Raw genomic sequence first — 26424 nt, forward strand, 5'->3', positions numbered from 1 at the left:
GCGGTCCGGCAATGACCCGACTGGGCGGAAGAACCGGTGGAGGACCGGCCTTCGCCTCATCAAAAACGACAAGGGAGGACATGGCATGCATGAAACGACATGGACGAGGCGATCGCTCGCCAGGCTCGCGGCCGGCGCCGCGATGCTCCTCAGCCTTCCGGGGCTCGCCTTTGCGCAGGACCGGCCGAAGCCGCTCGACAAGCCGGAGGACGTGACGATCGCGCTGGTGCGCTATCTGTCGACCGGCGACTTCTTCCAGGCCTATCTCACGGGCGTCCAGAACCAGGCGAAGGCGCTGGGCGTCAATCTGCGCGTTCTCGACTCGCGCCAGGACGCGGCGCTCCAGGCCGACATGGTCGACCAGGCCGTTGCGCTCGGCGTCGACGGCATCATCGTCCAGCACGGCCTGACCGAATCCATGACCGAGCCCGTCAAGCGCGCGGTCGCGGCCGGCATCAAGGTCGTCGCCTTCGACGTCAACGTGGACAACCCCGACGTCCCGCAGATCGAGCAGAGCGACCGCGACCTCGCCCGCCTCGCCCTGGAACAGGCGGTCAAGGACAATGGCGACAGCTTCCAGGCGGCCTACGTCTATGTCGCCGGCATCGCCCCGCTCGATCGCCGCGACGAGACCTGGCGGGAGTTCAAGGAAAAATATCCGGGCATCGAGCAGGTCGCGCAGTTCGGCACGCTCGACAATCCGATCGCCAATTCCGTCGCCAACCAGGCTTCGGCGGTGCTGCGCGCCAATCCTGGCATCTCCGTCATCTTCGCCCCCTATGACGAGTTCGCCAAGGGCGTGAAGATCGCCGTCGACGAGGCGGGCCTCACCGAAGACATCAAGATCTACAGCGCCGACATCTCGACGGCGGACATCCAGGCGATGCGCGAGGAGCCGAGCGCCTGGATCGCGACGGCGGCGACCAACCCGCAACTGATCGGCGAGGTCTCCGTGCGCGCCCTCGCCATGCTGCTTGCCGGAGAGGATCCCGGGCACAATGTCGTGGTGCCGCCGACCCTCGTCACGCGCGACATGCTGATGGAGAACGAGATCCAGAACATGGACGAGCTGTCGCAGAAGCTGCCGCAGTTCGCCAAGACCGACGTCGCCAAGCCCGAGTGGATGCCGGTCCCGTAAATACGGGAAGGGGCGCCACGTCTGCGGCGCGGCGCCCCTTCCTTCGGATATGGTCGAACCGGCACGGGCGGAGGCCGACCGTTCCGAGTCGTCCGGCCGTCGCCCGCCCTTCGGGCAGGGCTGGCCGGAGGAGACGAAGGCGCCCGAAGACACCCTCGCCCGACCAGGGTCAGATCGCGGTGAGATCCTGCGGCAGCACCGTCTCGGACATGTTTTGGTAGCAGACCGGGCGCAGGAAGCGGCGGATCGAGAGCGTGCCGACCGAGGTTGCCCCGAAGTTGGTCGAGGCCGGATAGGGACCGCCATGCACCATGGCGTCCGCGACCTCCACTCCGGTCGGGAAGCCGTTGGCGAGCAGCCGGCCGGCCTTGCGCTCCAGGATCGGCAGGAGGCGCTTCACGGCAGGCGCGTCGGCCTCGTCCATCTGGACCGTGATCGTCAGCTGGCCGTGCAGGCCGCGGGCGATCGTCTCCATCTCCGCGGTGTCCTTGACCCGCACCACGATCCCGAGCGGGCCGAACACTTCCTCGGCGAGACCCTCGTCCTTCATGAAGACGTCGCCGGTCGTCTCGAAGAGATAGGGCGAGGCGTGGCGCGAGCTGTTCGCGGTGCCGACCAGGGCGCTGACGCCGGCCGTGCCCGACACGCGGTCGGCGCCCGCACGATAGGCGGCGGCGATCCCGTCGGTCAGCATGGCCTGCTTGTCGCCGGCCTTGGCGGCCTCGACAGCCGCTTCCACGAAGGCGTCGGCGCCGGGACCATCGAGAAGCAGGACGATGCCCGGATTGGTGCAGAACTGGCCGGCGCCCATGGTCAGCGAACCGACCCAGGCCTTGCCGATCGCCGCGCCGCGGGCCGTGGAGGCTTCCGGCATGACGAACATCGGATTGACCGAACCCAGCTCGCCGAAGAACGGGATCGGCTCGGGCCGCGCTGCGCACAGATTGTAGAGCGCGCGCCCTCCCCCCAGCGAGCCGGTGAAGCCGACCGCCTTGATCAACGGATGGGTGACGAGCGCCTCGCCGACGGCCCGGCTGCCCCCCTGGACCAGCGAGAAGACGCCAGGATCAAGCTCGTGCGCCTTCACGGCCGCGGCGATCGCCTGGGCGACGATCTCGCCCGTGCCGGGATGGGCGTCGTGGCCCTTGACCACCACCGGGCAGCCGGCTGCGAGTGCCGCCGCGGTGTCGCCGCCGGCGGTCGAGAAGGCCAGCGGGAAGTTCGACGCGCCGAAGACGGCGACCGGCCCGATCGGCCGCTGGATCATCCTGAGGTCCGGACGCGGCATCGGCTGGCGGTCCGGCAGGGCGACGTCGTGCCTGCGATCGAGATAGGCGCCCTCGCGGATGTGCTTGGCGAAGAGCTTCAGCTGGCCGGTGGTGCGGCCACGCTCGCCCTGCAGGCGGCCTGCCGGCAGCCCCGATTCCTGCGTACCGATCTCGGTGATCTCGTCGCCGCGCTTGTCGATCTCCTCGGCGACCGTCTCCAGGAAGGCCGCGCGCGCCTCCCGCGAGGAATAGCCGTAGGACGAGAAGGCGTCTTCCGCCGCCTTTGCCGCGCGGTCGACGAGTTCCGGCGTGCCGGCGGAGAACTCGCGGGGGGACGCCTCCAGAGGTTCGGAGGAGAAGGTGGCGTCCGAGCCGACCCATTCGCCGGCGATGAGATGCTTCCCTGTCAATTCGAGCGTCATGAGACTATTCCCTTTCAATGTCGTGTTTCGAGCCGGCAGCGGCAGGAGCCGGCCACCGGCGATACGATCCGCAAGGCGCAGCCTTTACCGCGGCGGAGATTACCGCCCCCAGCGCAGGACCAGCGGATCGAGTTCGCGCGCAAGTTCCAGAAGCCCGGCCCTGGTCTCCGGATGCGGCGCCATGATCGGCCGGCGGACGGCGTCGCTGGCTATGACCCCGCCCTCCTTCATCAGGATCTTTGCGGTGATGAAGCTCGTCTGGCGGTTCTCGTAGTTGATCAGCGGCAGCCAGCGGCGGTAGGCCTCAATCGCGGCCGGACGGTCGCCGGCGAAATAGGGATCTATGATCTGGCGAATGCCGTCCGGGTAACCGCCACCGGTCATGGCTCCCGTCGCGCCGGCGTCGAGATCGGCCATCAGCGTGATCGCCTCCTCCCCGTCCCAGGGCCCTTCGATGGCGTCCCCGCCGAGCGAGATCAGCTCGCGCAGCTTGGAGGCGGCTCCCGCCGTCTCGATCTTGAAATAGGACACGTTCTCGATTTCGGAAGCCATCCGCGCAAGCAGCGTCGGCGGCAGCGGCGTTCCGGCCATCGGCGCGTCCTGGATCATGATCGGGATCGTGATCGAATCCGACAGCGCGCGGAAGAAGGCGAAGAGCTGTACCTCGCCGACGCGCAGCGTCGCGCCGTGATAGGGCGGCATCACCATGACCATGGCGGCCCCGGCGGCCTCGGCCGCCTTGCAGCGCGCGACGCAGATGTCGGTCGAGAAATGGCTCGTCGTGACGATGACGGGGACGCGGCCCGCGACATGCTCCAGCGCCATGCGCATCTGCTCGTCGCGCTCGGCGTCAGACAGAAGGAATTGCTCGGAGAAGTTTGCGAGGATGCACAGGCCGGTCGAGCCGGCATCGATCATGAAGTCGAGCGCGCGCTTCTGGCCGGCGAGATCGGGCGTTCCATTCTGTTCGAAGATCGTCGGCACGACCGGGAAGACGCCCCGATACGGGCGGACGGGCGATGAAGACGTCATGGTCGTTGGACCTCCCAGGCAGTGACGCGGTCGACATGGCGACCCACGCGATAGCCGATAGGACGCCATGCGAAAAGCGCTTCGCGGCTTACGTTCGCCGAAATAAGCGCGGCCGCGGAGAAGAGGGAGCGGGTGAGTGTCGGACGAGCCCGCTGCTCCACCAGGTTGCGGAGCCTTCTGCCGGCTTCGGGGCGCCGCAGCACGCCGGCCGCAGCTCACGCATGAACAACCGGCGTTGGCGACTCCGCTCAGTCACTCGACGTACCGCGCAGGGCGTCGACATAGCGGCGTATGCCCTCATCGAAGAGGACGAGGCGCTCGAAGCCGAGTTCGCTCTCCGCCCGCCTCCGGTCGAAGCCGCAGGGCCCGTTCTCCTCCCATTCGGATTTGCCGAAGGTGACGTCGAGCTCGGGCAGAACCGAGCGGACGATCTCGACCATGCGCGCGAGCGAGGCGGTCTTGCCGGTCGCGATGTTGAAGATCCCGGAGGCGGGCCTCGCCGCCGAAACCGCACGCACGACCGCCTGCACCGCGTCGTCGATGAAGAGATAGTGCGTCGGGTCCCTCGGATGACCGTCGAGGACGGTGCCTCGGCCGGCAAGGGCGTTGCGCAGCAGTGATTCCAGAACGGTCGGCGTCCGTCGTCCGGGTCCGTAGATCCGGGCGAAGCGGAGGGCCAGCGCGTCAAGGCCGTGCTCCCTGCGATAGCCGAGAAGCGCCTGTTCGGCAGCGGCCTTGCTGGCACCGTAGATCGTGTCCGGATCGGGTCTCGCGGTCTCGTCGACCATGCCGCGATGGGCGCTGCCATAGACGTCGATGCTCGAACACAAAACGACGCGGGCGACACCGGCGCGGCGCGCCGCCTCCAGGAGATGAACACTCCCTTCCGTATTGACCTGCCAGACCGTCAGCGGCTGGTCGGCAAGGAACACGGGTCCTGCCACGGCGCCGCAATGGACGATCGTGGCGAAGCTGCCCTCGCTGACCAGCGCGTTCACGGCGGAAATGTCGCAGACGTCGAGCCTGACGATCGGCCCGACCCCCTCGCAATGGGTGACGATGTCGGCACCGACGGCAGTCTGCCCCCGCGCCTTGAAGCGCTTCATCAGTTCGGAGCCGAGGAAACCGGCCGCGCCGGTGACGAGAATGCGTCCGGGATCGCGCTGCGCAACGGGCATCAACGGCCTCCCGCGGAGGCGGCCTCGGCGCCGGCAGTCGCGCAGCCGGAGCGGCCGCCGGCCGTAACGGCGAGGCGACCCGTCCTGACGATCCGCTCAAGCATCCGGCATCGCTCCGACCTTCTCCTCGAGGTGCCGCAGATAGGCATCCGTCCGCAGCCCGTCGCCGGTCACCCGGACCAGCGTGTCCTCCGGCAGGGACGAGCGGCCGTGACGATGGACGTTCTCGTTCAGCCAGGTCTTCAGCGGATCGTAGGCGCCCCGATCCAGCCCCTCGGCGACCCCTGGGGCCTCGAGCGCGGCCTCGAACAGCTGCGCCGCCATCACGTTGCCCAGCGTATAGGTCGGGAAGGAGCCGATCATGCCGGACGACCAGTGCACGTCCTGCAGGACGCCGAGCGTATCCGTCGGCACGTCGAGGCCGAGCGTCGCCTTCACCTTTTCCGCCCAGAGCGCCCGGACGTCCTTCACCGAAACCTCGCCGGCGATCAGCGCCGCCTCGATCTCCGAGCGCAGGATGATGTGGAGGTCGTAGGTCATCTCGTCGGCCTCGACGCGGATGAGGCTCGGCTTCACCCGGTTCACCGCGCGCCAGAACTCCTCGGCAGAGACGTCGGCGAGCTGATCGGGAAACACCGCGCGCAGCTCGTCGAAATGGAGTTCCCAGAACCGCCGCGACCGGCCGACCCGGTTCTCCCAGAGCCGCGACTGCGATTCGTGCATGCCGAAGCTCGCGCCGCCCACCGCGTAGAGATTGACGAAATCCGTCGTGAAGGCCGAGCGCGTGAAGGCCGGATCGATCCCCTGCTCGTACATGCCGTGGCCGACCTCGTGCCAGACGGCAAACAACCCGCCAGGCAGCCAGCGCTCCTGGAACCGGCTGGTGATGCGCACATCGCCGCGGGTGAAGGAAATCTCGAAGGGATGCACGGTGTCGTCGAGGCGGCCGCGCGAGAAATCATAGCCCATGCGCTCGGCGATCATCCTGGCGAAGCGCTTCTGGCTCTCGACCGGATAGGCTCGTTCGAGGAAGTCCGTGCGCGGCTGCGGTTTTGCCAGGGCCCGCTCGATCAGCGGCAGCAGGCCCGACTTGATCTCCGCATAGAGGCCCTGGAGGCGCCGCCAGGTCATGCCGGGCTCGTATGTGCCGACCAACGCGTCGTAGGGGTGGTCGTCATAGCCGATCGCCTCGGCGACCTGCCGCTGGATCTCGACCGTGCGTTCGAGGGTCGGCGCGAAGGCGTCGAAGTCGTTGGCGGCGCGGGCTCTCGCCCAGACCGCCTGGCCTTCCGTCTTCAACGTCGCGGCCTCGGAGAGGAGCGCCGGCGGGATGCGGCTGAGAACGCCGATGCCGGCCGAAGCGGCGCGGACGGCCCTCACCCGCGGATCGTTCGGCGAAACGCCGTCCAGCTCGCGCTCCGCCCCCTCGATCGCCCGGCGCATGGCGTCGCCCGTGGCAAGCTCGCGGGCACAGTCGGTGACCGTGGCGAACTGCTGGCCGCGCGCCGTGACCCCGCCCGGCGGCATCATCACCCGCGCGTCCCAGGACAGGAGATTGGCCGTGCAAAGCAGGTCGTTGATCCGTTCGACCTCGCGGGTGAAGGCGGCGTAGCTCAATCTGTGACTCCAACAGGACGTGGCGGGATAGGCGGAGAGGCCACCGGCGGTCCTCCGCAAAGGGGGCATACCCGAGCACCGCCATGCCGAAGGTCAGCAGAGCGACGGCCGTTCCGAAGATCTCTGGAACTCTCCGTCAGCAGCAAACGCTCGGCACACGGCGTCCAGGCATGCGGACCAGCGCATTGAACCGACAGCCCCGCGGCCGGTCAATGGGCTGCGCCGGCCGCCCACGACCAAGCGCGAGGAGCGACCGCTCGGCCGACGTCTACAAAAGCCACCCTGAAAACCGAATGGATACATTTTTCTCAGCGGCGGCGTCATCACTGTCAGGAATCTCCGCCGATTTTGCCAATATCAGCACGCACGACGCGTGACCGCTACTTTTGAACACTTTCAGATTTATGATTTGCATACATTTTTGTCGCCCTGTATACGATGTGGAGATTGGGAGATCGGCTGCCGCGACGAATCCGTCGCGCACGGCCACATCAAAGGCCTGACGGGAGGAGGCTTTCAATGGCAATGTCCGAGCCTGGCCTCAGCCGCTCGCCGCTGCAGTCGCACAATGCTGCGATGGAGCTGCGAGACCTCATCCTCGGTGGCGGTTTCGCCGCCGGTGAGCGGCTTTTGGAAGTGCAGCTCGCCGAGCGGCTCGGCGTGTCGCGGACTCCGTTGCGCAGCGCGCTCGCGCAGCTCGAGCAGGAGGGCCTCGTCGAACGCAAGTCGACGACCGGCTTCGTGGTGCGCCAGTTCACCTTCAACGACGTCGTCGACGCGATCGAACTGCGCGGCGTCCTCGAAGGCACGGCCGCGCGGCTTGCCGCCGAACGCGGCATCTCCGAGGTCCAGCGCGCCGAGATGGGCCAGATCCTGGACCGGCTCGACCAGTCGCTGGGCGAAGGCCCTGACGACATGGATCTCGACCGCTACGTCGACGCCAACGGCACGTTTCACGAGATGATCCTGGTTCTGTCTCAGAGCGCGATCGTGCGCCGCGAGGTGGAGCGCGCCGTACGCCTGCCCTTCGCCTCGCCGAACTCGTTTCTCGAGCGGCAGCGGGAGGTGCCGGCCTTCCGCCGGTCCATCGGCAGCGGCCAGATCCACCATCGCGCCGTGGCCGACGCCATCTGGCGCCGCGAGGGCGCCAGGGCCGAGGCCGTCATGCGCGAGCATGCGCGTCTCGCCCGCACCAACCTCGAATATGTCATGACCCGCGACCGGAGCCTGATGAACAAGGTGCCGGGGCTCTCGCTGGTCGTCACCTGAGCCAATGGGAGGCCCATCATGCTGAAGACGCTCGAACGCGTTCCGCTGGACGACGCCATCACCTTCGATCAGCTGACGCTCGATCCCTATCCGATCTACAAGCGGCTGCGTGCGGAGGCGCCGGTTCTCAAGGTCGAGCAGATCGGACGGATCTTCCTGACCAAGGCGGACGACACCAAGCTGGTGAAGGACAATCCCGTCCTGTTCTCCTCGGATGATCCGAAGACGCCGATGGAGCCGGCCTTTCGCGCCCACACGCTGATGCGCAAGGACGGGCCGGAGCACATGGCCGAGCGCATGGCGATGGCCAGATCCCTGTCACCGAAGACGATCACGCAGGTCTGGGCGCCGCTCTACCGGCAGCTCGCCGAGGACTATGTCGGCCGCCTGCCGCGCGGCGAGACGGTTGACCTCTTCTCCGAACTCTGCGGCCCCATCGCTGCCCGCATCCTCGCGCATATCCTCGGCATTCCCGATGCGAGCGACGAGGAGATGCAGCGCTGGTCGCAGACGCTGATCGACGGCGCCGGCAATTTCGCCTGGCGCCCGGAGCCCTTCGAGCGCACCGACATCGCCAATGCCGAGATGAACGCGCATATCGAGGCGATGGCCGGGACGCTGAAGGCCGAGCCTGACGCCTCCGCCCTCTCGGTAATGGTCAATGCCGAGAACCCGATCCCCTGGAGCCAGATCGTCGCCAACATCAAGATCGCGATCGGCGGCGGCATCAACGAGCCGCGCGACGCGCTGGCGACGATCGTCTACGGCCTCCTGACCGAGCCCGAGCAGTTCGAGGAGGTCAAGCGCCAGGAAAACTGGGGCGCCGTCTTCGAGGAGGGCGTGCGCTGGGTGGCGCCGATCCAGGCGAGTTCCCGCCTCGTCACCGAGGACACGGAGATCCGCGGTTTCGCCATCCCGAAGGGTGAGACGGTGATGACCATCCAGGCCTCGGCGAACCACGACGAGGAGGTGTTCGACCACGGCGAGCGCTTCGACGTCTTCCGCAAGAAGAACCCGCACCAGGCCTTTGGCAGCGGCCCCCACCATTGCGCCGGCGCCCATATCGCGCGCCGCACCGTCGGCCAGATCATGCTGCCGGTGCTGTTCGACCGCTTCCCGAACATGACCCTGCCCGACCCCTCGGTGGTCAAGTGGCGCGGCTTCGGCTTCCGCGGCCCGATCAACATGCCGGTTACGCTGAACTGACCTGCGCCCGCCTTACCGGAGCGATCGGCTCGGCCTGATAACCTCCGATCGCAGCAGGGCGCGCTCCCCATCATCAGAAGAAGAGACTGTGGAATGACCAAGATCGTCTACGTCGCCGCCGACGGAACCCGCACCGAGATCGAGGCCGAGGACGGCTCGAGCGTTATGCAGACTGCCGTATCCAACGATGTCGACGGCATCGTCGGCGAGTGCGGCGGCTCGATGGCCTGCGCCACCTGCCACGTCTATGTGGACGAGGCCTGGGCCGATCGCGTCGGGCCGCGCAATCCCGGCGAGGAGGACATGCTGGACTGCGCCGCCTCCGAAATGAAGCCGACAAGCCGGCTCTCCTGCCAGATCAAGATCTCCCCGGAGCTCGAGGGCCTCGTCGTCCACATGCCCGAAGCGCAGTTCTGAGCGACTGGCGCGGCGCCCGCAGCCTGCGGCGCAGTCGACATCGCACAGAGACCGAAGACCGAGAAGGCATCAATCCTCATGCTGAAGACGCTCGAACACGCGCCGCTCGACGAGACCATCACCTTCGACCAGCTCGTCCTCGACCCCTATCCGATCTACAAGCGCCTCAGGGCCGAAGCGCCGGTGCTGCGGGTAAAGGCAGTCGGGCGCACCTTCCTCACCAAGGCAGCCGACACCAAGCGGGTGAAGGACGATCCGGTCCTGTTCTCCTCGAACGACCCCGACACGCCGATGCAGCCGGCCTACCGGGCGCATACGCTGATGCGCAAGGACGGGCCCGAGCATCTCGCCGAGCGCATGGCGATGGCGCCCGCCTATTCGCCGAAGACGATCAGCCAGGTCTGGGCGCCGCTCTACCGGCAGCTCGCGGAAGAATACGTCAGCCGGTTGCCGCGCGGCGAGACGGTCGATCTCTATGCCGACCTCTGCGGCCCGATCGCCGCGCGCATCCTCGCCCATATCCTCGGTATCCCCGAGGCCACGGACAAGGAGATGCAGGACTGGTCGCAGATCCTGATCGACGGCGCCGGCAATTTCGCCTGGCGGCCGGAGCCGTTCGCCCGCACCGACGCGATCAACGACATCATCGACCGGCATGTCGACAGGATGGCGGAACGGCTGAGGGCAGAGCCGGACTCCTCGGCGCTTTCCTTCATGATCAATGCCGACAATCCGATCCCGATGAGCCAGGTCTATTCCAACATCAAGATCGCCATCGGCGGCGGCATCAACGAGCCGCGCGACGCGCTGGCGACGATCGTCTACGGTCTTTTGACGGACCGCGAACAGTTCGAGGAGGTCAAGCGCCAGGAGGCCTGGGGGCCGGCCTTCGAGGAAGGCGTGCGCTGGGTGGCGCCGATCCAGGCGAGTTCCCGGCTCGTGACGGAAGACACGGAGATCCGCGGCTTCGCCATTCCGAAGGGCGACGTCGTGATGACCATCCAGGCCTCGGCCAATCACGACGAGGAAGTCTTCGATCACGGCGAGCGCTACGTCGTGTTCCGCAAGAAGAACCCGCACCAGGCCTTCGGCAGCGGCCCGCACCATTGCGCGGGCGCACACATCGCGCGCCGGACCGTCGGCCAGATCATGCTGCCGCTCCTGTTCGACCGCTTCCCGAACATGACCCTGCCCGATCCTTCGGGGGTGAAGTGGCGTGGCTTCGGCTTCCGCGGTCCGATCAATTTGCCGGTGACGCTGAACTGATGCCATGAACGGGCCGCGTCCCCCGACCGGGGTCGGCCTGCCAAGTTCGAGAAGAAGAAGAAGAGAAGACGACATGACGACGATCACCTATGTCGCTGCCGACGGAACCCGCACCGATGTCGAGGCCGAGGACGGCTCCAGCGTGATGCAGACCGCGGTCTCCAACGATGTCGACGGCATCGTCGGCGAGTGCGGCGGCGCCATGGCCTGTGCCACCTGCCACGTCTATGTGGACGAGGCCTGGGCCGACAAGGTCGGCGCCCGCCAGTCGGGCGAGGAGGACATGCTGGACTTCGCCGCTTCCGAGATGAAGCCGACGAGCCGGCTCTCCTGCCAGATCAAGATCTCGCCGGAGCTCGACGGCCTCGTCGTCCATCTGCCCGAGTCGCAGATCTGAGCTGACGCGAAGGGCGGCGGCCCGGCCTCACTAACCGGGCTGAGGTCGCGAGCGAGACGCATCGCCGACGCGGCCCGCCGGTCCGACGGCTGAGGAAGGGCATGGGAGGAGACGCATGGAACAGAACACGATGACCGATCGCCTGGCGATCCGCGATCTCGTGGAGAACTGGGTTGTCTGGCGAGACGCCGGCGACTGGGAGCGGTTCAGGACGGTCTGGCACGCTGACGGCCGGATGATGGCAACCTGGTTCCAGGGAAGCGCCGACGAATTCATCGCCGTCAGCCGCGCCGGCTTCGAGAAGGGCGTGCGGATCCTGCACTTCCTCGGCGGCACCGCGATCGATCTTGCCGGGACCCGCGCGATCGCCCAGACCAAGATGACGATCAACCAGCGGGCCCCAGTGGAGGGCGTCCTCTGCGACGTCGTCTGCACCGGCCGGTTCTACGACTTCCTGGAAAAGCGCAACGGGCAATGGGGCCTCGTGCTGCGCCAGCCGATCTACGAGAAGGACCGGCTCGATCCCGTCGATCCCGCCCAGGTCCCGGATCTCGATCGCGCGCTGCTCGAAAGCCTGCCGGAGGGCTACCGGCACCTCGCCTATCTGCAGATCGGGATCGGCTACGACGTCAAGCGCGACATGCCCGGCCTCGTCGGGCCCGAGGTCGAAGCGCTCTATGCGCGTGGCGCGGAGTGGCTGGCGGGCAACTGAGAGAACCCGGCCACTTCCAGCCCGCCGATCGTGCGTCGGGCCGGGCTGGGAAGGTAACGAAGCGGCCGCCGCCCACCAGAGGGCGACAGCCTGACAGCTGCAATGAAGCCGCGCCGGTTTAGACCTTCGCCATCACCGCCTCGACAGCGTCCTTGGCGCGGCTGACGACGATGTCTGCCTCCTCCTTCGTCAGGCAGAACGGCGGGGCGAAGCCGAGGATGTCGCCTTCCGGCATCGCCCGTCCGATGACGCCGCGCTCGGCCAGCGCCGCGGCGATCTGCGGCCCGACCTTGCGGGCAGGATCGAAGAACTTGCGGTCGTCCCGATCCTCGACGAACTCCACGGCCGCCAGCATGCCGTCGCCGCGCACTTCGCCGACATGGGCGTGGCTGCCGAGCGCCTCCTGGAGATTGGCGCGGAAATAGGTGCCGACGGACTTCACATTCTCGATCAGGCCGAGATCGTCGATCAGCTTGAGGTTGGCGACACCCGCCGCCGCGCAAAGCGGATGGGCCGAATAGGTCCAGCCATGGCCGATCGCGCCGAGCTTGTCCGACCCCTCGACCAGCACCTTCCAGACCTTGTCGCAGACGATCGTGCCGGACAGCGGCAGATAGGCGGAGGTCAGGCCCTTGGCGATGGTGATGAGGTCCGGCTTGATGCCGTAGTGATCGGAGCCGAACATGGTGCCGAGCCGGCCGAAACCGGTCACCACCTCGTCGGCGACGAGCAGGATGTCGTACTTGTTCAGGACAGCCTGGATCCTCTCCCAATAGCCGGCCGGCGGCGGCACGATGCCGCCCGTGCCGAGCAGCGGCTCGCCGATGAAGGCGGCGACGGTCTCGGGTCCCTCGGCGAGGATCATCTCCTCGAGCTTCTCCGCGCACCAGGTGGAGAACTCCTCCTCGCTCTGCTCGCGGTTCGGCCGGCGGAAATAATAGGGCGCCTCGGTGTGCATGACCGGCGCGCGCGGCAGGTCGAACTGGTTGTGGAAGAGCGCGAGGCCGGTCATCGAGCCGGTCATGATGCCGGAGCCGTGATAGCCGCGCCAGCGCGAGATGATCTTCTTCTTCTCAGGCCGGCCGAGCACGTTGTTGTAGTACCAGATCAGCTTGATGTTGGTCTCGTTGGCGTCGGAGCCGGAGAGGCCGAAATAGACCCGGCTCATATGCTCGGGCGCCCGGTCGATGATCATCTTGGCGAGCTGGATCGAGGGCTCGGAACCGTGGCCGACATAGGCGTGATAATAGGGCAGCTTGTGCGCCTGTTCGGCGATCGCGTCGGCGATCTCCGTGCGCCCGTACCCGACATTCACGCAGTAGAGGCCCGCGAAGGCGTCGAGGCTTTCCTTGCCGTTGCGATCGACGATCGTCGCGCCCTTCCCGCCGGTGATGACGCGGGTCGGAGTCTCGCCGCGGGCATGGGTGCCCATATGTGTCGAGGGATGGAAGAAATGGTCGCGGTCGAAGGCATTGAGTTCGTTGTCGCGGTCGAGCATTGAAGGCTCCTTCTTCTGGTTCTGGCTTTAGTGTTCGGAAAGGGTCAGACCGCGTCGCGGCAGACATATTTGATGTCGGTAAAGGCTTCGAGGCCATGGCGCGAGCCCTCGCGGCCGAGGCCCGACTGCTTGACGCCGCCAAAGGGGACCGGCGCGCCGGTGATCTTCACCCGGTTGACCGCCACCATGCCGTATTCGAGCTCGGCGGTCATGCGGGAGATCCGGGCGGCGTCTTTGGTCACGAGATAGGCGACGAGGCCGTATTCGGTGTCGTTGGCGCGGGCAAGCACCTCATCCTCCGTATCGAAGGGCGTCACGGCGGCGACCGGCCCGAAGGTCTCCTCGCGCATGATCAGCGCGTCGTCGGACACGTCCGCGAGAAGCGTCGGCTGGTAGAACAGCGCTCCTGCGGGATGGCGCGAGCCGCCGACGAGGCAGCGGGCGCCGCGCGACGTCGCGTCATGGACCTGAATCTCGACCTTCTCGATCGCCCGCTCGTGCATCAGCGGGCCGATCTCGGTGCCGTCATCGAGGCCGGCACCGACCTTCAGCGCAGCGATCCTCGCGGTATAGGCGGCGAGGAAGGCCTCGTAGATCGGGCGCTGGACATAGATGCGGTTGGCCGCAAGGCAGTCTTGGCCGGAGGTCGCGAATTTGGCGGCCACCGCGATGTCGACCGCCTTGTCGAGATCGGCGTCGGCGAAGACCATCAGCGGCGCATGGCCGCCGAGTTCCATGATCAGGCGCTTGACGGTAGGGGCGCACTGCCTGGCGATCAGCCGGCCGATCTCGGTCGAGCCGGTGAAGCTCATCGCCCTGACGCGGCGGTCTTCGCACATCCGCCCGACGATGGTCGCGGCATCGCCGGTCACGACGTTGAAGACGCCGGCCGGCATGCCGGCGCGCTCGGCGAGTTCGGCAAGCGCCAATGCCGAGAACGGCGTCTCGGCCGAGGGGTGGGCGACCACCGTACATCCGGCGGCAAGCGCCGCGGCGGCCTTGCGCGTCAGCATGGCCGAGGGAAAGTTCCAGGGCGTGACCAGGCCGACCACGCCGACCGGCACGCGTGTCAGCGTCATCTCCGCGTCCGGCAGATGGCTCGCGACGCTCTCGACGGACACGCGCTTGGCCTCCTCGGCATAATATTCGACGAAGGAGGCGGCATACTCGATCTCGCCGGCGGATTCGGCGAGCGGCTTGCCCTGTTCGAGGGTCATGATCAGCGCGAGATCGTCCTTGGCGGCGAGGATCAGATCGTGCCAGCGTTTCAGGACTGCCGTGCGCTCCTGCGGCAGGAGCCGGCGCCAGGGGCCGAGCGCCGCATCGGCCGCATCGATCGCGCGTGCGGTCTCGGCGGCGCCGAGCGAGGCGAGGAAGGCGAGCGTCAGCCCGCTCGCGGGATCGGTGACCGGAAAGGTCGCCCGGTTGCCCGCGGCGATCCAGCGGCCATCGACGAAGGCCTGCTCGCGCAGCAGCCTGACGTCGCGAAGCCCGTCGAGGGCGGGATGGAATTCGGGGCGGGCGAAGACGGCGGCGCGGGACGGCATGGCGAGACTCCTGTCGGAGAGGGGCGACAGGCGCGAGGATAGGGGCGGAGCCTGCGAGACATGGTCCGTTCTGGTCCGCCGGGCCGGACGAAGTCTCCAAAGTGCGGGCGGCTGCGAGAGAAAGTCTCTTTCGGGGCCGATCCGCTCACACCGTCGGGGCCAGCGCCTCCACCGGCGGGTCGACCGCCTCCTTCACCGTGCGGGTCACGATGTAGGTGAAATAGCGGGCGATGCCGATCTCGCGCTCGAGCCAGCCGTCCATCAGCCGCTGATAGGCGTCGACATCGGGCGCGGCGACCTTGAGGATATAGTCGACGCCGCCGCCGACGGCCCAGCAGGCAACCACGGCCGGGCTGTCGCGCACCGCCCGTTCGAACCGCTCGAAATCGCCCTGCCGATGATGACCGAGCGTCACCTCCACCATGACCGTCGTCACCTTCGCCACCAGCCGCAAATCGAGGCGCGCGGTGTAACCGGTGACGATCCCCGCCGTTTCGAGCTTCTTCAGGCGGACCCAGCAGGGCGTCGGCGACAGGCCCACCTTCTCGGCGAGGGCGAGCTTGGTGATCCGCCCTTCCCGCTGGATGGCGGCCAGGATCTTCAGGTCGAGTGCGTCGAGCTTCATGGATGACATGTTCGGTCCGTCGGGCAAGTTTGTCCGCCGGCGCGGAACAAACCCTTGATCCTGTATTGTGGATTGACATGATTTCAGGAAAACTGGTGTCATGACAATGTGGTTTCTGAACCGGGACGCTTTGAAGCGTCCGGTCTATCTCTCACTCGCCGACCAGATCGCCCGCGCGGTCCTGGATGGCAAGCTGGCGGTCGGTGCCCGGCTGCCCCCGCATCGCACGCTGGCCGACGATCTCCACGTCTCCGTGCAGACCGTCAGCCGCGCCTATGAGGAGCTGATCCGGCGCGGGCTCCTCTCCGGCGAGACCGGCCGCGGCACCTTCGTGCGGCCGCAGCGCAGCGAGGCCGCCCTGCCCTATCTGCCCGAGCGGCTCGGCGAACTCGTCGACCTGTCGATCCTGAAGCCGATCTGCGAGGACATGCATCTCGACAGGATGCGCAAGGCGCTGGTCTCGCTGGCCGAGAGCCTGCCGCCCTCGACGGTCCTGTCGTTTCGGCCGAACGTGATCTTCCCGCGCCACCGCTCGGTCGCGAGCGAATGGCTTAAGCTGTGCGGGCTCACCGTCCCGCCCTCCAACATCTGCCTGACCAACGGCGCGACCGGCGGCATGACCACGGCGCTCCTCGCCGTCGCGACGTCCGGCTCGACGATCGCCACCGAAGGCATCGGCTGCCACACGCTGATCCCGCTGGCGAGCTATCTCGGCCTGGAACTTGCCGGCCTCGAACTCGACGACGACGGCATCGTGCCGGAAGCCCTCGCCGAGGCCTGCGAGAAGAGCATCGTGCGGGCGCTCTTCGTCCAGCCCAACGTGATCAACCCCACGGCGACGCTGATGAGCCTGAAGCGCCGCGAGGCGCTGGTCGAGATCGCGCGGAAATACGATATCGCGATCATCGAGGACGACGTGCTCGGCCCGCTGGTCGAGAAGCGGCCGCCGCCGATCGCTGCGCTGGCGCCCGAGCGCACGATCTACATCACCTCCTTCACCAAGACCGTCATGCCCGGGCTTCGCACCGGCTATCTCGCCGTTCCCGATCGCATGCTGTCGGCGGTCGTCAACCGGCATCTCGTGACCAACTGGATCGCGACGCCGATGGTCGCCGAGATCGCGACGCGCTGGGTCGCCAACGGCACCGCGATGGAGCTCGTGAAGTGGCAGCGCCAGGCGATCCGCAAGCGCCAGGCGATCGCCCGCGAGCTGCTTTCCGGGATCGAGTTCAAGGCCCATCCGGAAGCGCTTCACGTCTGGCTGCCGCTGAGCGGCGGGCGCGAGGAAAGCCTGTTCATCGCGCAGGCGCGCCTGCGCGGCGTCGCCATCGCCCCCGGCAGTTCGTTCCGCACGGGCGAGGTCCGCCAGACGGCGGTCCGCATCTCGGTCGGCTCGACCAGCGAGGAGGAATTTCGCACCGGAATGGGGGTGATCTCCAGCCTGATCCGGTCCGATCCCGAGCCGTTGCTGCTGGCGATCTGAGCAGGACCCGCTCAGGAAACCGGCAGGCCCACCGAAATCGTCATGATTTTATTTTCCACATTGACATGATTTGAAGCCCGCTAGATCGTAAGGTCACGCAGCTTCGATCAACCGGAACCACGCCGTGGCGGATCCCATCATCCAGCTCGACCATGTCGTCAAACGCTTCGGCGAACTCGTCGTGCTGGACAATCTCACCTTCGACGTCCAGCCGGGCGAGAAGATTGCCCTGATCGGGCCCTCAGGCTCGGGCAAGACGACGATCCTGCGCCTGTTGATGACGCTGGAGACGCTGTCGGGCGGACACATCATCGTCGACGGTGAACAGCTCTTCCACATGAAGAAGCGCGATGCGCTGGTTCCCGCCGACGAGGCGCATCTCCACCGCATGCGCGCCAAGATCGGCATGGTCTTCCAGCACTTCAACCTCTTTCCGCACAAGTCGGTCCTCGACAATGTCACGCTGGCGCCGATGCTGACGCAGAAGGTGAAGCGCGCCGACGCCGAAAAGCGGGCGATGGAACTCCTCGACATGGTCGGCATGGCCGAAAAGGCCAAGGCGATGCCGGCGCAGCTTTCCGGCGGCCAGAAGCAGCGCGTCGCGATTGCCCGCGCGCTGGCACTCCAGCCGGAGATCATGCTGTTCGACGAGGTGACCTCGGCGCTCGATCCCGAGCTTGTCGAGGAGGTGCTGAACGTCATGCGGCTGCTCGCCAGCGAGACCGACATGACCATGCTCCTCGTCACCCACGAGATGAACTTCGCCCGCGACTTCGCCGACCGCGTCCTGTTCTTCGATCGCGGCCGGATCGTCGAGCAGGGTCCGCCCGGCGAGATCTTCACCAACCCGCGAGAGGAACGCACGCAGGGCTTCCTGCGCAAGGTCCTCGCGGCGCATTGAGCCGTCCCCGACGGGACACGACCAGACCAAGCACTGGAGCAATTATGACAGCATCGACCCGACTGATCCGTAGCGCCCTTCTCGGCGTCTCCTTCGCAGCCGCGGCCCTCGCGGGCGCCACCGGCGCCTCCGCACAGGATGCGCTCCAGGCTCTGAAGGAGAAGGGCGAGGTCCGGATCGCCATCGGCAACGAGCCGCCCTATACCGAGCTGAAATCCGACGGCACGGTGTCGGGCGCGGCCCCGGACGTCGCCCGGGCGGTATTCAAGAAGCTCGGCATCGACAAGCTGGACCCCGTCGTCTCCGAATATGGCGCGATGATCCCCGGCCTGCAGGCCGGCCGCTTCGACGCGGTGACCGCCGGCCTCTTCATGAAGCCGCAGCGCTGCAACGCGGTCGCCTATTCCGAGCCGGTGCTGTGCGATGCCGAGGCCTTCCTGGTGAAGAAGGGCAATCCGAAGAACCTCACCAGCTTCAAGTCGATCGCCGACAGCCCCGACGCCACCATCGGCGCGCCGGGTGGCGGCACCGAGGAGCGGCTCTCGCTCGAGGCCGGCGTGCCGCGCAGCCGCGTCATCGTCGTCCCTGACACCCAGAGCGGCCTGACCATGCTGCAGCAGGGGCGCATCGACGCCTATTCGCTGCCCGTCCTGTCGATCAATTCGCTCGCCGAAAAGGGCGGCGACGGCGTCGAGGTGATCGCGCCGGTCGAGGATTCTCCGATCGCCTGCGACGGTGCGGCCTTCCCCAAGGGCGAGACGGCGCTCCGGGACGCCTTCGACGAGAAGCTCGCCGAGCTGAAGGAATCGGGCGAGTTCGCCAAGATCATCGAGCCCTACGGCTTCTCGGCCAAGGCCGCGATGGCGACCTCGCGCGAAAAGCTCTGCGCCGCAGCAGAGTAAGGGGCGGAGGGAGAGCGCCGATGGGGACGTCCTCCCGTCGGCGCGACGCTTCGATAGCAAGCCGATGCCAAGGAGCATCTACGGGGACGGATAGCCGCGGATTTTGAGGCTTCGTCATTCTCGGCACCGTCCCGGGAATCCATGGGTGGCAGTTCAAGCGCCTGATCGAAGCCGCGAAATGCACGGCCTCCGACGTCCGACTGGATTCTCGGGACGGGGCCCGAGAATGACGACGCGTTGAGGCTGGCGCCTCCACTGTCTTGGCCGGGCTCGCCGTACGGCCCACCATCGTGCATCAGCACATCAACCCGCAAGGACCAACCGCTTCCATGGACATGTGGCTCGGCTATCTGACGCTGATCCTGGAGGGTGCCTGGATCACCATCCAGCTGACGATCTATGGCTGCGTCTTCGCGCTTGTGGTCGCGATCGTGGCGGGGCTCGGCCGTATCTCGCGGTTCGCGCCGGTGCGCTGGCTCTCCGTCGCCTATGTCGAGTTCTTCCGCGGCACCTCGATCTTCGTCCAGCTGTTCTGGGCCTATTACGTCCTGCCGCTCGCCGGCTTCACCCTGTCGCCGATGCAGGCGGGCGTGCTCGCCCTCGGCCTCAATGTCGGCGCCTACGGCGCGGAGGTCGTGCGCAGCGCGATTCAGTCGGTCGATCGCGGTCAGCGCGAGGCCGGCATCGCGCTCAACCTCACCCGCGGCCAGCGCATGCGCCACGTGATCTTCCCGCAGGCCTTTGCGGTGATGCTGCCGACCTTCGGCAACAACGCGATCGAACTCTTGAAGGGCACCGCCATCGTCTCCCTGATCTCGCTCTCCGACATGACCTTCCAGGCGCAGGTCGTGCGGGCGCAGACCGGCAACACGGCCATCCCCTTCGTCACCATTCTGATCCTCTATTTCGCGATCTCGTCGGTCATCTCCTTCGGCGTCAGGAAAGCCGAGAAGCGCGTCTCGCGCGGTCTCGAAGGCGTGAGGGGCTAAGCCGATGGATTGGGACTGGGGATTCGCCTGGCAGATCCTGCCGACCCTGCTCGAAGGCGCGAAGATCACCATCATCGCGACGCTGCTCGGCTTCGTCCTTGCGGCCGTGGCCGGCCTGATCCTCGCGGTGCTCCGCCGTTCGAAGACCCAGATGGTCTGCGTCCCGGCAAAGGCCTTCGTCGAGTTCGTGCGCGGCACGCCGCTGCTCGTGCAGCTCTACTTCCTGTTCTACATCCTGCCCGATGCCGGGCTGACGCTTCCGCCGCTCGTCGCCGGCGTCATCGGCCTCGGCCTGCACTATGCGACCTACACGTCCGAGGTCTATCGCGCCGGCATCGAGAACGTGCCGCGCGGCCAGTGGGAGGCTGCCAAGGCCTGCAATCTCACGGTCCGGCAGACCTGGCTCCACGTGATCTTCCCGCAGGCGATCCTTCCGATGATCCCGGCGCTGGCGAACTATCTCATCGCCATGTTCAAGGAAACGCCGCTGCTTTCGGCGATCACCGTCCTCGAACTGATGAACCAGGCGCGCTCGATCGCCAACTACAATTATCGCTATCTCGAGCCGATCACCCTCGTCGGCGTCTTCTTCCTGGTGATCAGCCTGATCTCGGTGATCGGCATCAAATATCTCGAACGGCGCTTCGGGGCCGGCGCCGGCCGCGGACGGGCCCTGTCATGACCCCCGACATCGTCACGGCGAAGGCCCCCCTCACCTTCGATCCCCGCGCGATCGAGAAGCGCGTCGGCCTGATCCTGCTTGCCACCGACCACTCGACCGAGGCCGATTTCTCGCGTCTCGTCGCTTCGGCGCGCGTCGGCCTGTTCGCAACGCGCATCGCCTACGCGAACCCGGTGACACCCGAGAACCTTCGCGCCATGCAGCCGCGGCTGGCGGAGGCGGCGGCGCTGATCCTACCGGAGGAAGACCTCGACGTCGTCTGCTTCTCCTGCACCTCGGCCTCGGTGGTGATCGGCGACAAGGCCGTCGCGGCGGCGATCCGCTCCGCCAAGCCAAATGTTCCGGTCGTCACGCCGGCCGACGCCGCCGCAAGGGGACTGCGAACGCTCGGGGCCAACCGCATCAGCGTGCTGACCCCCTATACGCCCGAGACCAGCGCTCCGATGGCGCGCTACTTCACCGAGGCGGGCTTTTCGATCGCGAGCTTCACCTGCCTCGGTCTCGAGGACGACCGCGAGATGGCCCGGATCGCCGAGGCGTCACTGGTGGAGGCCGCCGTGGCGGCGACGGCGCCGGACGCCGAAGCGCTGTTCATCTCCTGCACGGCTCTCCGTTCGGCGAGCGTCGCCGCCGAGATCGAGGAGCGGATCGGGCGTCCGGTGGTGACGTCCAACCAGGCGAGCGCCTGGGCCTGCCTCGCCCATTGCGGCATCCTGCCGGACCGCCCCGATGCCGGCCGGCTGTTCGCCAACGCCCTTGCGGTCACGGTCTGATCCGATGCCCATCGTCGCCCTGCCAGAGATCCAGGAGGCGGCCAGCCGCATCGCCGGGAACGTGAGGCGCACGCCGGTGGAGCTGTCGCACAGCCTGTCGGACCGGGCAGGCGTGCCGGTATACCTGAAGCTCGAACACCGGCAGATCACCGGCGCCTTCAAGCTGCGCGGCGCCACCAATGCCGTCCTCAGCCTCTCCGCAGCCGACCGGGCGCGCGGCGTCGCCTGCGCCTCCACCGGCAATCACGGCCGGGCCCTTGCCCATGCTGCCTCGAATCTCGGCATACGCTGCATCGTCTGCATGTCGAAGCTGGTGCCCGAGAACAAGCGCGACGCGATCGCCGCGCTCGGGGCCGAGGCGCGCATCGTCGGCAAGAGCCAGGACGAGGCGCAGCGCGAGGTCGACCGCCTCGTGGCGGAGGAAGGCTTCACCGACATCCCGCCCTTCGACCACCGCGCCATCGTCGCCGGCCAGGGCACGATCGGGCTGGAGATGCTGGACGACGTGCCGGAAGCCGAGACGATCCTCGTGCCGCTCTCCGGCGGCGGCCTGATCGCCGGCATCGCCGCGGCGGTGAAGGGCCGCAAGCCCGACGCCCGGGTGATCGGCATTTCGATGGAACGGGGTGCGGCGATGCAGGCAAGTCTTTCCGCCGGCCGCCCGGTCGAAGTCGAGGAACTGCCGACGCTTGCCGATTCTCTCGGCGGCGGCATCGGCCTTGCCAATTCATGGACCTTCGAAGCGGTGCGCGATCTCGTCGACGAAGTCGTGCTCCTCTCCGAAGCCGAGATCGCGGCGGGCATCCGCCACGCCTATTTCGAGGAGCGCGAGATCGTCGAGGGGGGCGCCGCCGTCGGCATCGCCGCGCTTCTCGCCGGCAAGGTGAGGCCGCAGGGACCCGTGGTGACGCTCCTGTCCGGCCGCAACATCGCCATGGACCTCCACCGTTCGGTGGTGAACGGCGCCGACAGCTTGGAGGCGCCTCGCTGATGCCCGATATTCGCATTCTCACCGAAGCCGAGCTTCGGCAGTTCGTCACACTCGACCTCGATGTCGTCGCCGCCATCGAGGACGCCTTCGCGGCGCTGGCGACGAAGCCGGTCGCGATGCCGCCGATCATGCGCCTCGACATTCCCGAACATCGCGGCGAGGTCGACGTGAAGACCGCCTACGTGCCGGGTCTTTCCGGCTTCGCGATCAAGGTCAGTCCCGGCTTCTTCGACAATCCCAAGCTCGGCCTCCCGAGCGTCAACGGACTGATGATGCTCCTGTCCTCGACCACCGGGCTCGTCGAGGCACTGTTCCTCGACAACGGCTATCTCACCGACGTGCGGACCGCCGCCGCTGGCGCCGTCGCCGCAAGACACCTTGCCCGGCCCGATGCCGCGGTCGCGGCGATCCTCGGGGCCGGCGTGCAGGCGAAGCTGCAGCTGAAGGCGCTGACCCTGGTGCGCCCGATCGCCGAGGCGCGGATCTGGGCGCGCGATCCAGCCAGGGCGGAAGCGGCCGCCCGCGAGGCTTCGCAGGAACTCGGCATCGCCGTGACAGCCTCGCCCGACGCCCGCATGGCCGTGAAAGGCGCTGATATCGTCGTCACCACGACGCCCTGCGACACGCCTCTCCTTCTCGCCGACTGGCTGGAGCCCGGCCAGCACGTCACCGCCATGGGCTCTGACGCCGAGCACAAGAACGAGCTCGACCCGGCGGCGCTCTTGAGGGCCGACCTCTATGTCGCCGACAGCCTCGCCCAGACCCGGCGGCTCGGCGAACTCCACCATGCGATCGCCGCCGGCCTCGTCTCTGCGGACAAGGTCTTTCCGGAACTCGGCGCGATCGTCGCGGGTCGTGTCCCCGGCCGCCCCTCCTCCGACGCCGTGACCATCGCCGACCTCACCGGCACCGGCGTCCAGGACACGGCGATCGCGACCCTTGCCCATTCCCGCGCGCTCGCAGGCGACCGCGGCACCCGTTTCGCAACCTGACAGGAAAGACGGCCCGATGACCGGCCCGCAACTGAACTTCTCCCGCGAAGAATACGCCGCCCGGCTGGATAAGACGCGCCGCGCCATGGCCGCGCAGGGCGTGGACGCGCTCTGGGTCTCCGATCCCTCGAACATGGCCTGGCTCACCGGTTACGACGGCTGGTCCTTTTACGTCCATCAGGGCGTTCTCGTCCTGCCGGAGGGCGAGCCGGTCTGGTTCGGCCGCGGCCAGGACGCGAACGGTGCGAAGCGCACCGCCTATCTCGCCCACGACAACATCGTCGGCTATGCCGACCACTACGTCCAGTCGACCGTCCGCCACCCGATGGAGGTCCTCTCGCAGATGATCGCCGATCGCGGCGCGGACAGGCTGACCATCGGCGTCGAGATGGACAATTACTGGTTCTCGGCCAAGGCCTTCGCGGTCATGCAGGCGGGCCTGCCTAACGCCCGCTTCGTCGACGCGACGGCGCTGGTGAACTGGCAGCGCGCCGAAAAGAGCCCACGCGAACTCGACTACATGCGGATCGCCGGCCGGATCGTTGGCGCCATGCACCAGCGCATCGTCGAGAAGATCGAGCCCGGCATGCGCAAATGCGATCTCGTCGCCGAGATCTACGACGCCGGCACCAGGGGCGTCGACGGCCATGGCGGCGACTACCCGGCGATCGTGCCGCTGCTTCCCTCGGGTGCCGACGCCTCGGCGCCGCATCTCACCTGGGACGACAGGCCGATGCAGCTCGGCGAAGGCACGTTCTTCGAGATCGCCGGCTGCTACAAGCGCTATCACTGCCCGCTGTCGCGGACCGTTTTCCTCGGCAAGCCGAGCCAGGCCTTCCTCGACGCGGAGAAGGCGACGCTCGAAGGCATGGAAGCGGGCCTCGCAGCGGCGAGGCCTGGCAATCTGACCGAGGACATCGCCAACGCCTTCTTCGGCGTCCTGAAGAGATACGGGATCGCCAAGGACAACCGCACCGGCTATCCGATCGGCCTTTCCTATCCGCCGGACTGGGGCGAGCGCACGATGAGCCTGCGTCCCGGCGACAAGACCGAGTTGAAGCCGGGCATGACCTTCCACTTCATGACTGGCCTCTGGCTGGAGGACATGGGCCTGGAGATCACCGAGAGCCTCGCCATCACCGAGACCGGCTACGAACTCCTCGCCGATGTTCCGCGCCAGCTCTTCGTGAAGGACTGACGCTCATGTTCGGACCGGCCGCTATCGAGAACCTGCCGCCCTCGCCGATGGTGGCGAAGGTCGAATTCGACAGGGACGGAATCCATCACGGTTTCCTGCGCATGCCCTACAGTCGGGACGATTCCGCCTGGGGCTCGATCCTCATCCCGATCGCCGTCGCCAAGAACGGCGACGGTCCGACGGCGCTTCTGACCGGCGGCAATCACGGCGACGAATACGAAGGGCCGATCGCGCTGTTCGACCTCGCGCGATCGCTGAAGCTGGACCAGGTCTCCGGCCGGATCATCATCGTGCCGGCCCTGAACTATCCCGCGTTCCGGGCCGGCACGCGGACCTCGCCGATCGACAAGGGCAATCTCAACCGGTCCTTCCCGGGCCGGCCCTTCGGCAATCCGACGGAGAAGATCGCCGACTTCGTCACCCGCGACCTCCTGCCGATGGCCGACATCGTGCTCGACTATCATTCCGGCGGCAGGACTCTCGACTTCCTGCCCTTCGCCGCCGCGCACATCCTTGACGACAAGCGCCAGGAAGCGGCCTGCTTCGCCGCGGTCGAGGCGTTCGGCGCGCCCTATTCGGTGAAGATGCTGGAGATCGACGCGGTCGGCATGTTCGACACGACGGCCGAGACGATGGGCAAGGTGTTCGTCACCACCGAGCTCGGCGGCGGCGGCACGGCCTCGGCCCGCACGGCGCAAATCGCAAAGCGCGGTGCGCTGGGCGTCCTCAGGCATGCCGGCATCCTCAAGGGCGCGCCCGAGAAGCGGCCGACGAAATGGCTCGACATGCCGGGCGACGACTGCTTCACCTTCTCCGAGATCGACGGGCTGATCGAGCCGCTGGTCGACCTCGGGGACGCGGTGGTGAAGGGGCAGCCGATCGCCTGCGCCCACCCGATCGATCGCACCGGCGTCGAGCCCTTCACCTACACCGCCAAGATGGACGGCGTGCTTGCCGCCCGGCACTTCCCCGGCCTCGTCAAGGCCGGCGACTGTATCGCCGTCCTCGGCGTCCTGGAGACCTGAGGCTGGCGATCGCGCCGAGGCCAAGCCCTCGGCCCGGGCCTCAGCGCAGGCTGGCGATATAGGCGACGAGTTCGCGGATCTCGCGCTGGGTCAGGTTGATATCGGCCATGACCGGATGCGGGTTCGCCAGGAAGGCCGCGAGGGAATCGACGTTATTCCCCGTCTTCTTCGCGATGGCCATGAAGGTGAGGACGTCTGCGGTTCCCGTCTTCTGCTCCGGCCCGACGATGTGGCAGCCGGCGCACCAGCGTTCGGCGATCTTGCGACCGGCGGCTGCGTCGAGCGCCGTCTGCGCGTTTGCCGGAGCGAGGAACATGAACCCGGCGAGGAGTGCTGATATCGAGCGCTGCATGGCTTCGTCCAGGATGTCAGGCGTTACGGAAAAGGGGCTTCCACCCCCTCAGGCGTTGCGGATGGCGTTGACGACGTCCTCCACCGGATGGGTAGTGAGGTCCTTCGCCAATTCCCCGACGATCCTCTCGGAGAGCTTCGCGTGGAAATGCCGGCGCAGCTCGCCGAGGGTCCTCGGATCGGCGATCACCATGAGGTGCTCCAGCCCGCCCGAGAGAGCCCAGCGGTTCAGATAGTCCGCAGTCGCCGCCGCAAAGCCGTCCTCGCCACCACGATCGGAGTCCGGATTGGCCGAGCTGTGGCGGTGCCTCGCTCCCGATCCCGGATTGGACGCGGCGAGATGGGGATCGTGCAGGGCGACGAGATCGACATGCGGCTCGGCGGCCCGGTTGCGGAAAAGCTTGAGGGTCGCGCCATCGGCGACCGCGACGACGGTACCAGTGGGAAGGATCATGAATCGCTGCTCCGGTTCGGCGGTAAAATCCGCCCGTGCCCTGACAACACCACGGCGGAGCGGCCGCCGCCTTGCGTCAGATCAAGACGAT

The 26424-nt window shown here is 67.3% G+C and carries 26 protein-coding genes; 17 read left to right on the forward strand and 9 right to left on the reverse strand.

Annotated features, from left to right (window positions below):
- The first annotated feature begins 85 nt into the window (after positions 1-85).
- A complete protein-coding gene (locus LH400_RS03005) occupies positions 86-1138 on the forward strand; it encodes a substrate-binding domain-containing protein (protein ID WP_229151151.1) in 1053 nt (350 codons plus the stop codon).
- Between the two features lie 169 nt (positions 1139-1307).
- Here the strand turns inward: LH400_RS03005 and LH400_RS03010 are convergent, their stop codons facing one another.
- The 4 genes from LH400_RS03010 to LH400_RS03025 all read right to left on the reverse strand — a co-directional run bounded on the left by LH400_RS03010 (position 1308) and on the right by LH400_RS03025 (position 6655).
- The gene (locus LH400_RS03010) at positions 1308-2828 is read right to left on the reverse strand and encodes an aldehyde dehydrogenase (NADP(+)) (RefSeq protein ID WP_229151152.1); all 1521 of its coding nucleotides are present in this window, start codon (positions 2826-2828) and stop codon (positions 1308-1310) included.
- 99 nt (positions 2829-2927) lie between these two features.
- The gene (locus LH400_RS03015; RefSeq protein ID WP_229151153.1) at positions 2928-3860 is read right to left on the reverse strand and encodes a dihydrodipicolinate synthase family protein; all 933 of its coding nucleotides are present in this window, start codon (positions 3858-3860) and stop codon (positions 2928-2930) included.
- 248 nt (positions 3861-4108) lie between these two features.
- Entirely contained in the window at positions 4109-5038 is a 930-nt protein-coding gene (locus tag LH400_RS03020; protein WP_229151154.1) for an NAD-dependent epimerase/dehydratase family protein, read from the reverse strand.
- 96 nt (positions 5039-5134) lie between these two features.
- On the reverse strand, positions 5135-6655 hold the full coding sequence (locus tag LH400_RS03025; protein WP_229151155.1) for a carboxypeptidase M32: 1521 nt from the start codon (positions 6653-6655) through the stop codon (positions 5135-5137).
- Positions 6656-7174: 519 nt separating this feature from the next.
- On the opposite strand from LH400_RS03025, the gene LH400_RS03030 reads away from it, so the two are divergent.
- From LH400_RS03030 to LH400_RS03055, 6 genes are all read left to right on the forward strand, one after another.
- On the forward strand, positions 7175-7924 hold the full coding sequence (locus LH400_RS03030) for a GntR family transcriptional regulator (RefSeq protein WP_229151156.1): 750 nt from the start codon (positions 7175-7177) through the stop codon (positions 7922-7924).
- A gap of 18 nt (positions 7925-7942) precedes the next feature.
- Positions 7943-9130: a cytochrome P450 gene (locus LH400_RS03035; RefSeq protein ID WP_229151157.1), complete on the forward strand. Its 1188-nt coding sequence runs from the start codon at positions 7943-7945 to the stop codon at positions 9128-9130.
- Between the two features lie 93 nt (positions 9131-9223).
- Positions 9224-9547, forward strand: coding sequence for a 2Fe-2S iron-sulfur cluster-binding protein (locus tag LH400_RS03040; RefSeq protein ID WP_229151158.1), 324 nt, complete (start codon positions 9224-9226; stop codon positions 9545-9547).
- A gap of 78 nt (positions 9548-9625) precedes the next feature.
- Positions 9626-10813, forward strand: a complete 1188-nt coding sequence (locus LH400_RS03045; protein ID WP_229151159.1) for a cytochrome P450 — start codon at positions 9626-9628, stop codon at positions 10811-10813.
- A gap of 73 nt (positions 10814-10886) precedes the next feature.
- Positions 10887-11210 (forward strand): 2Fe-2S iron-sulfur cluster-binding protein, encoded by a 324-nt coding sequence (locus LH400_RS03050; protein WP_229151160.1) that lies wholly within the window; start codon positions 10887-10889, stop codon positions 11208-11210.
- Positions 11211-11325: 115 nt separating this feature from the next.
- Entirely contained in the window at positions 11326-11922 is a 597-nt protein-coding gene (locus tag LH400_RS03055) for a nuclear transport factor 2 family protein (protein WP_229151161.1), read from the forward strand.
- Between the two features lie 118 nt (positions 11923-12040).
- On the opposite strand, the gene LH400_RS03060 is transcribed toward LH400_RS03055, so the two are convergent.
- The 3 genes from LH400_RS03060 to LH400_RS03070 all read right to left on the reverse strand — a co-directional run bounded on the left by LH400_RS03060 (position 12041) and on the right by LH400_RS03070 (position 15592).
- A complete protein-coding gene (locus tag LH400_RS03060; protein ID WP_229151162.1) occupies positions 12041-13420 on the reverse strand; it encodes an aspartate aminotransferase family protein in 1380 nt (459 codons plus the stop codon).
- 44 nt (positions 13421-13464) lie between these two features.
- Positions 13465-14967, reverse strand: a complete 1503-nt coding sequence (locus LH400_RS03065; RefSeq protein WP_229151163.1) for an NAD-dependent succinate-semialdehyde dehydrogenase — start codon at positions 14965-14967, stop codon at positions 13465-13467.
- A gap of 145 nt (positions 14968-15112) precedes the next feature.
- Entirely contained in the window at positions 15113-15592 is a 480-nt protein-coding gene (locus tag LH400_RS03070) for an Lrp/AsnC family transcriptional regulator (protein WP_229151252.1), read from the reverse strand.
- Positions 15593-15692: 100 nt separating this feature from the next.
- Between LH400_RS03070 and ehuR the strand changes: the two genes are divergently transcribed.
- From ehuR to doeB, 10 genes are all read left to right on the forward strand, one after another.
- Positions 15693-17075, forward strand: a complete 1383-nt coding sequence (gene ehuR, locus LH400_RS03075; protein WP_229151164.1) for a MocR-like ectoine utilization transcription factor EhuR — start codon at positions 15693-15695, stop codon at positions 17073-17075.
- Positions 17076-17199: 124 nt separating this feature from the next.
- Positions 17200-17976: an ectoine/hydroxyectoine ABC transporter ATP-binding protein EhuA gene (gene ehuA / locus LH400_RS03080; RefSeq protein ID WP_370638315.1), complete on the forward strand. Its 777-nt coding sequence runs from the start codon at positions 17200-17202 to the stop codon at positions 17974-17976.
- 44 nt (positions 17977-18020) lie between these two features.
- Positions 18021-18878 (forward strand): ectoine/hydroxyectoine ABC transporter substrate-binding protein EhuB, encoded by an 858-nt coding sequence (ehuB, locus tag LH400_RS03085; RefSeq protein ID WP_229151165.1) that lies wholly within the window; start codon positions 18021-18023, stop codon positions 18876-18878.
- 329 nt (positions 18879-19207) lie between these two features.
- Positions 19208-19867 (forward strand): ectoine/hydroxyectoine ABC transporter permease subunit EhuC, encoded by a 660-nt coding sequence (ehuC, locus tag LH400_RS03090; protein WP_229151166.1) that lies wholly within the window; start codon positions 19208-19210, stop codon positions 19865-19867.
- A 4-nt stretch (positions 19868-19871) separates the two neighbouring features.
- Positions 19872-20549, forward strand: a complete 678-nt coding sequence (gene ehuD, locus LH400_RS03095) for an ectoine/hydroxyectoine ABC transporter permease subunit EhuD (protein ID WP_229151167.1) — start codon at positions 19872-19874, stop codon at positions 20547-20549.
- Positions 20546-21322, forward strand: a complete 777-nt coding sequence (eutA, locus tag LH400_RS03100) for an ectoine utilization protein EutA (RefSeq protein WP_229151168.1) — start codon at positions 20546-20548, stop codon at positions 21320-21322. The genes ehuD and eutA overlap by 4 nt, the downstream gene beginning before the upstream one ends.
- Before the next feature lie 4 nt (positions 21323-21326).
- Positions 21327-22313, forward strand: a complete 987-nt coding sequence (eutB, locus tag LH400_RS03105; RefSeq protein ID WP_229151169.1) for a hydroxyectoine utilization dehydratase EutB — start codon at positions 21327-21329, stop codon at positions 22311-22313.
- Positions 22313-23305 carry an ectoine utilization protein EutC gene (eutC, locus tag LH400_RS03110; protein WP_229151170.1) on the forward strand — a complete coding sequence of 331 codons (993 nt, stop codon included), beginning with the start codon at positions 22313-22315 and terminating at the stop codon, positions 23303-23305. The genes eutB and eutC overlap by 1 nt, the downstream gene beginning before the upstream one ends.
- A gap of 16 nt (positions 23306-23321) precedes the next feature.
- The gene (doeA, locus tag LH400_RS03115) at positions 23322-24503 is read left to right on the forward strand and encodes an ectoine hydrolase DoeA (RefSeq protein WP_229151171.1); all 1182 of its coding nucleotides are present in this window, start codon (positions 23322-23324) and stop codon (positions 24501-24503) included.
- A gap of 5 nt (positions 24504-24508) precedes the next feature.
- Entirely contained in the window at positions 24509-25528 is a 1020-nt protein-coding gene (gene doeB, locus LH400_RS03120; protein ID WP_229151172.1) for a N(2)-acetyl-L-2,4-diaminobutanoate deacetylase DoeB, read from the forward strand.
- 40 nt (positions 25529-25568) lie between these two features.
- Here the strand turns inward: doeB and LH400_RS03125 are convergent, their stop codons facing one another.
- Positions 25569-25880 carry a c-type cytochrome gene (locus tag LH400_RS03125; protein WP_229151173.1) on the reverse strand — a complete coding sequence of 104 codons (312 nt, stop codon included), beginning with the start codon at positions 25878-25880 and terminating at the stop codon, positions 25569-25571.
- 48 nt (positions 25881-25928) lie between these two features.
- Complete coding sequence (locus LH400_RS03130) at positions 25929-26333, reverse strand: host attachment family protein (protein ID WP_229151174.1); 405 nt, start codon at positions 26331-26333, stop codon at positions 25929-25931.
- Positions 26334-26424 lie beyond the last annotated feature (91 nt).

This window comes from Jiella soli (assembly GCF_020615385.1).
Classification (GTDB): domain Bacteria; phylum Pseudomonadota; class Alphaproteobacteria; order Rhizobiales; family Rhizobiaceae; genus VKMB-3413.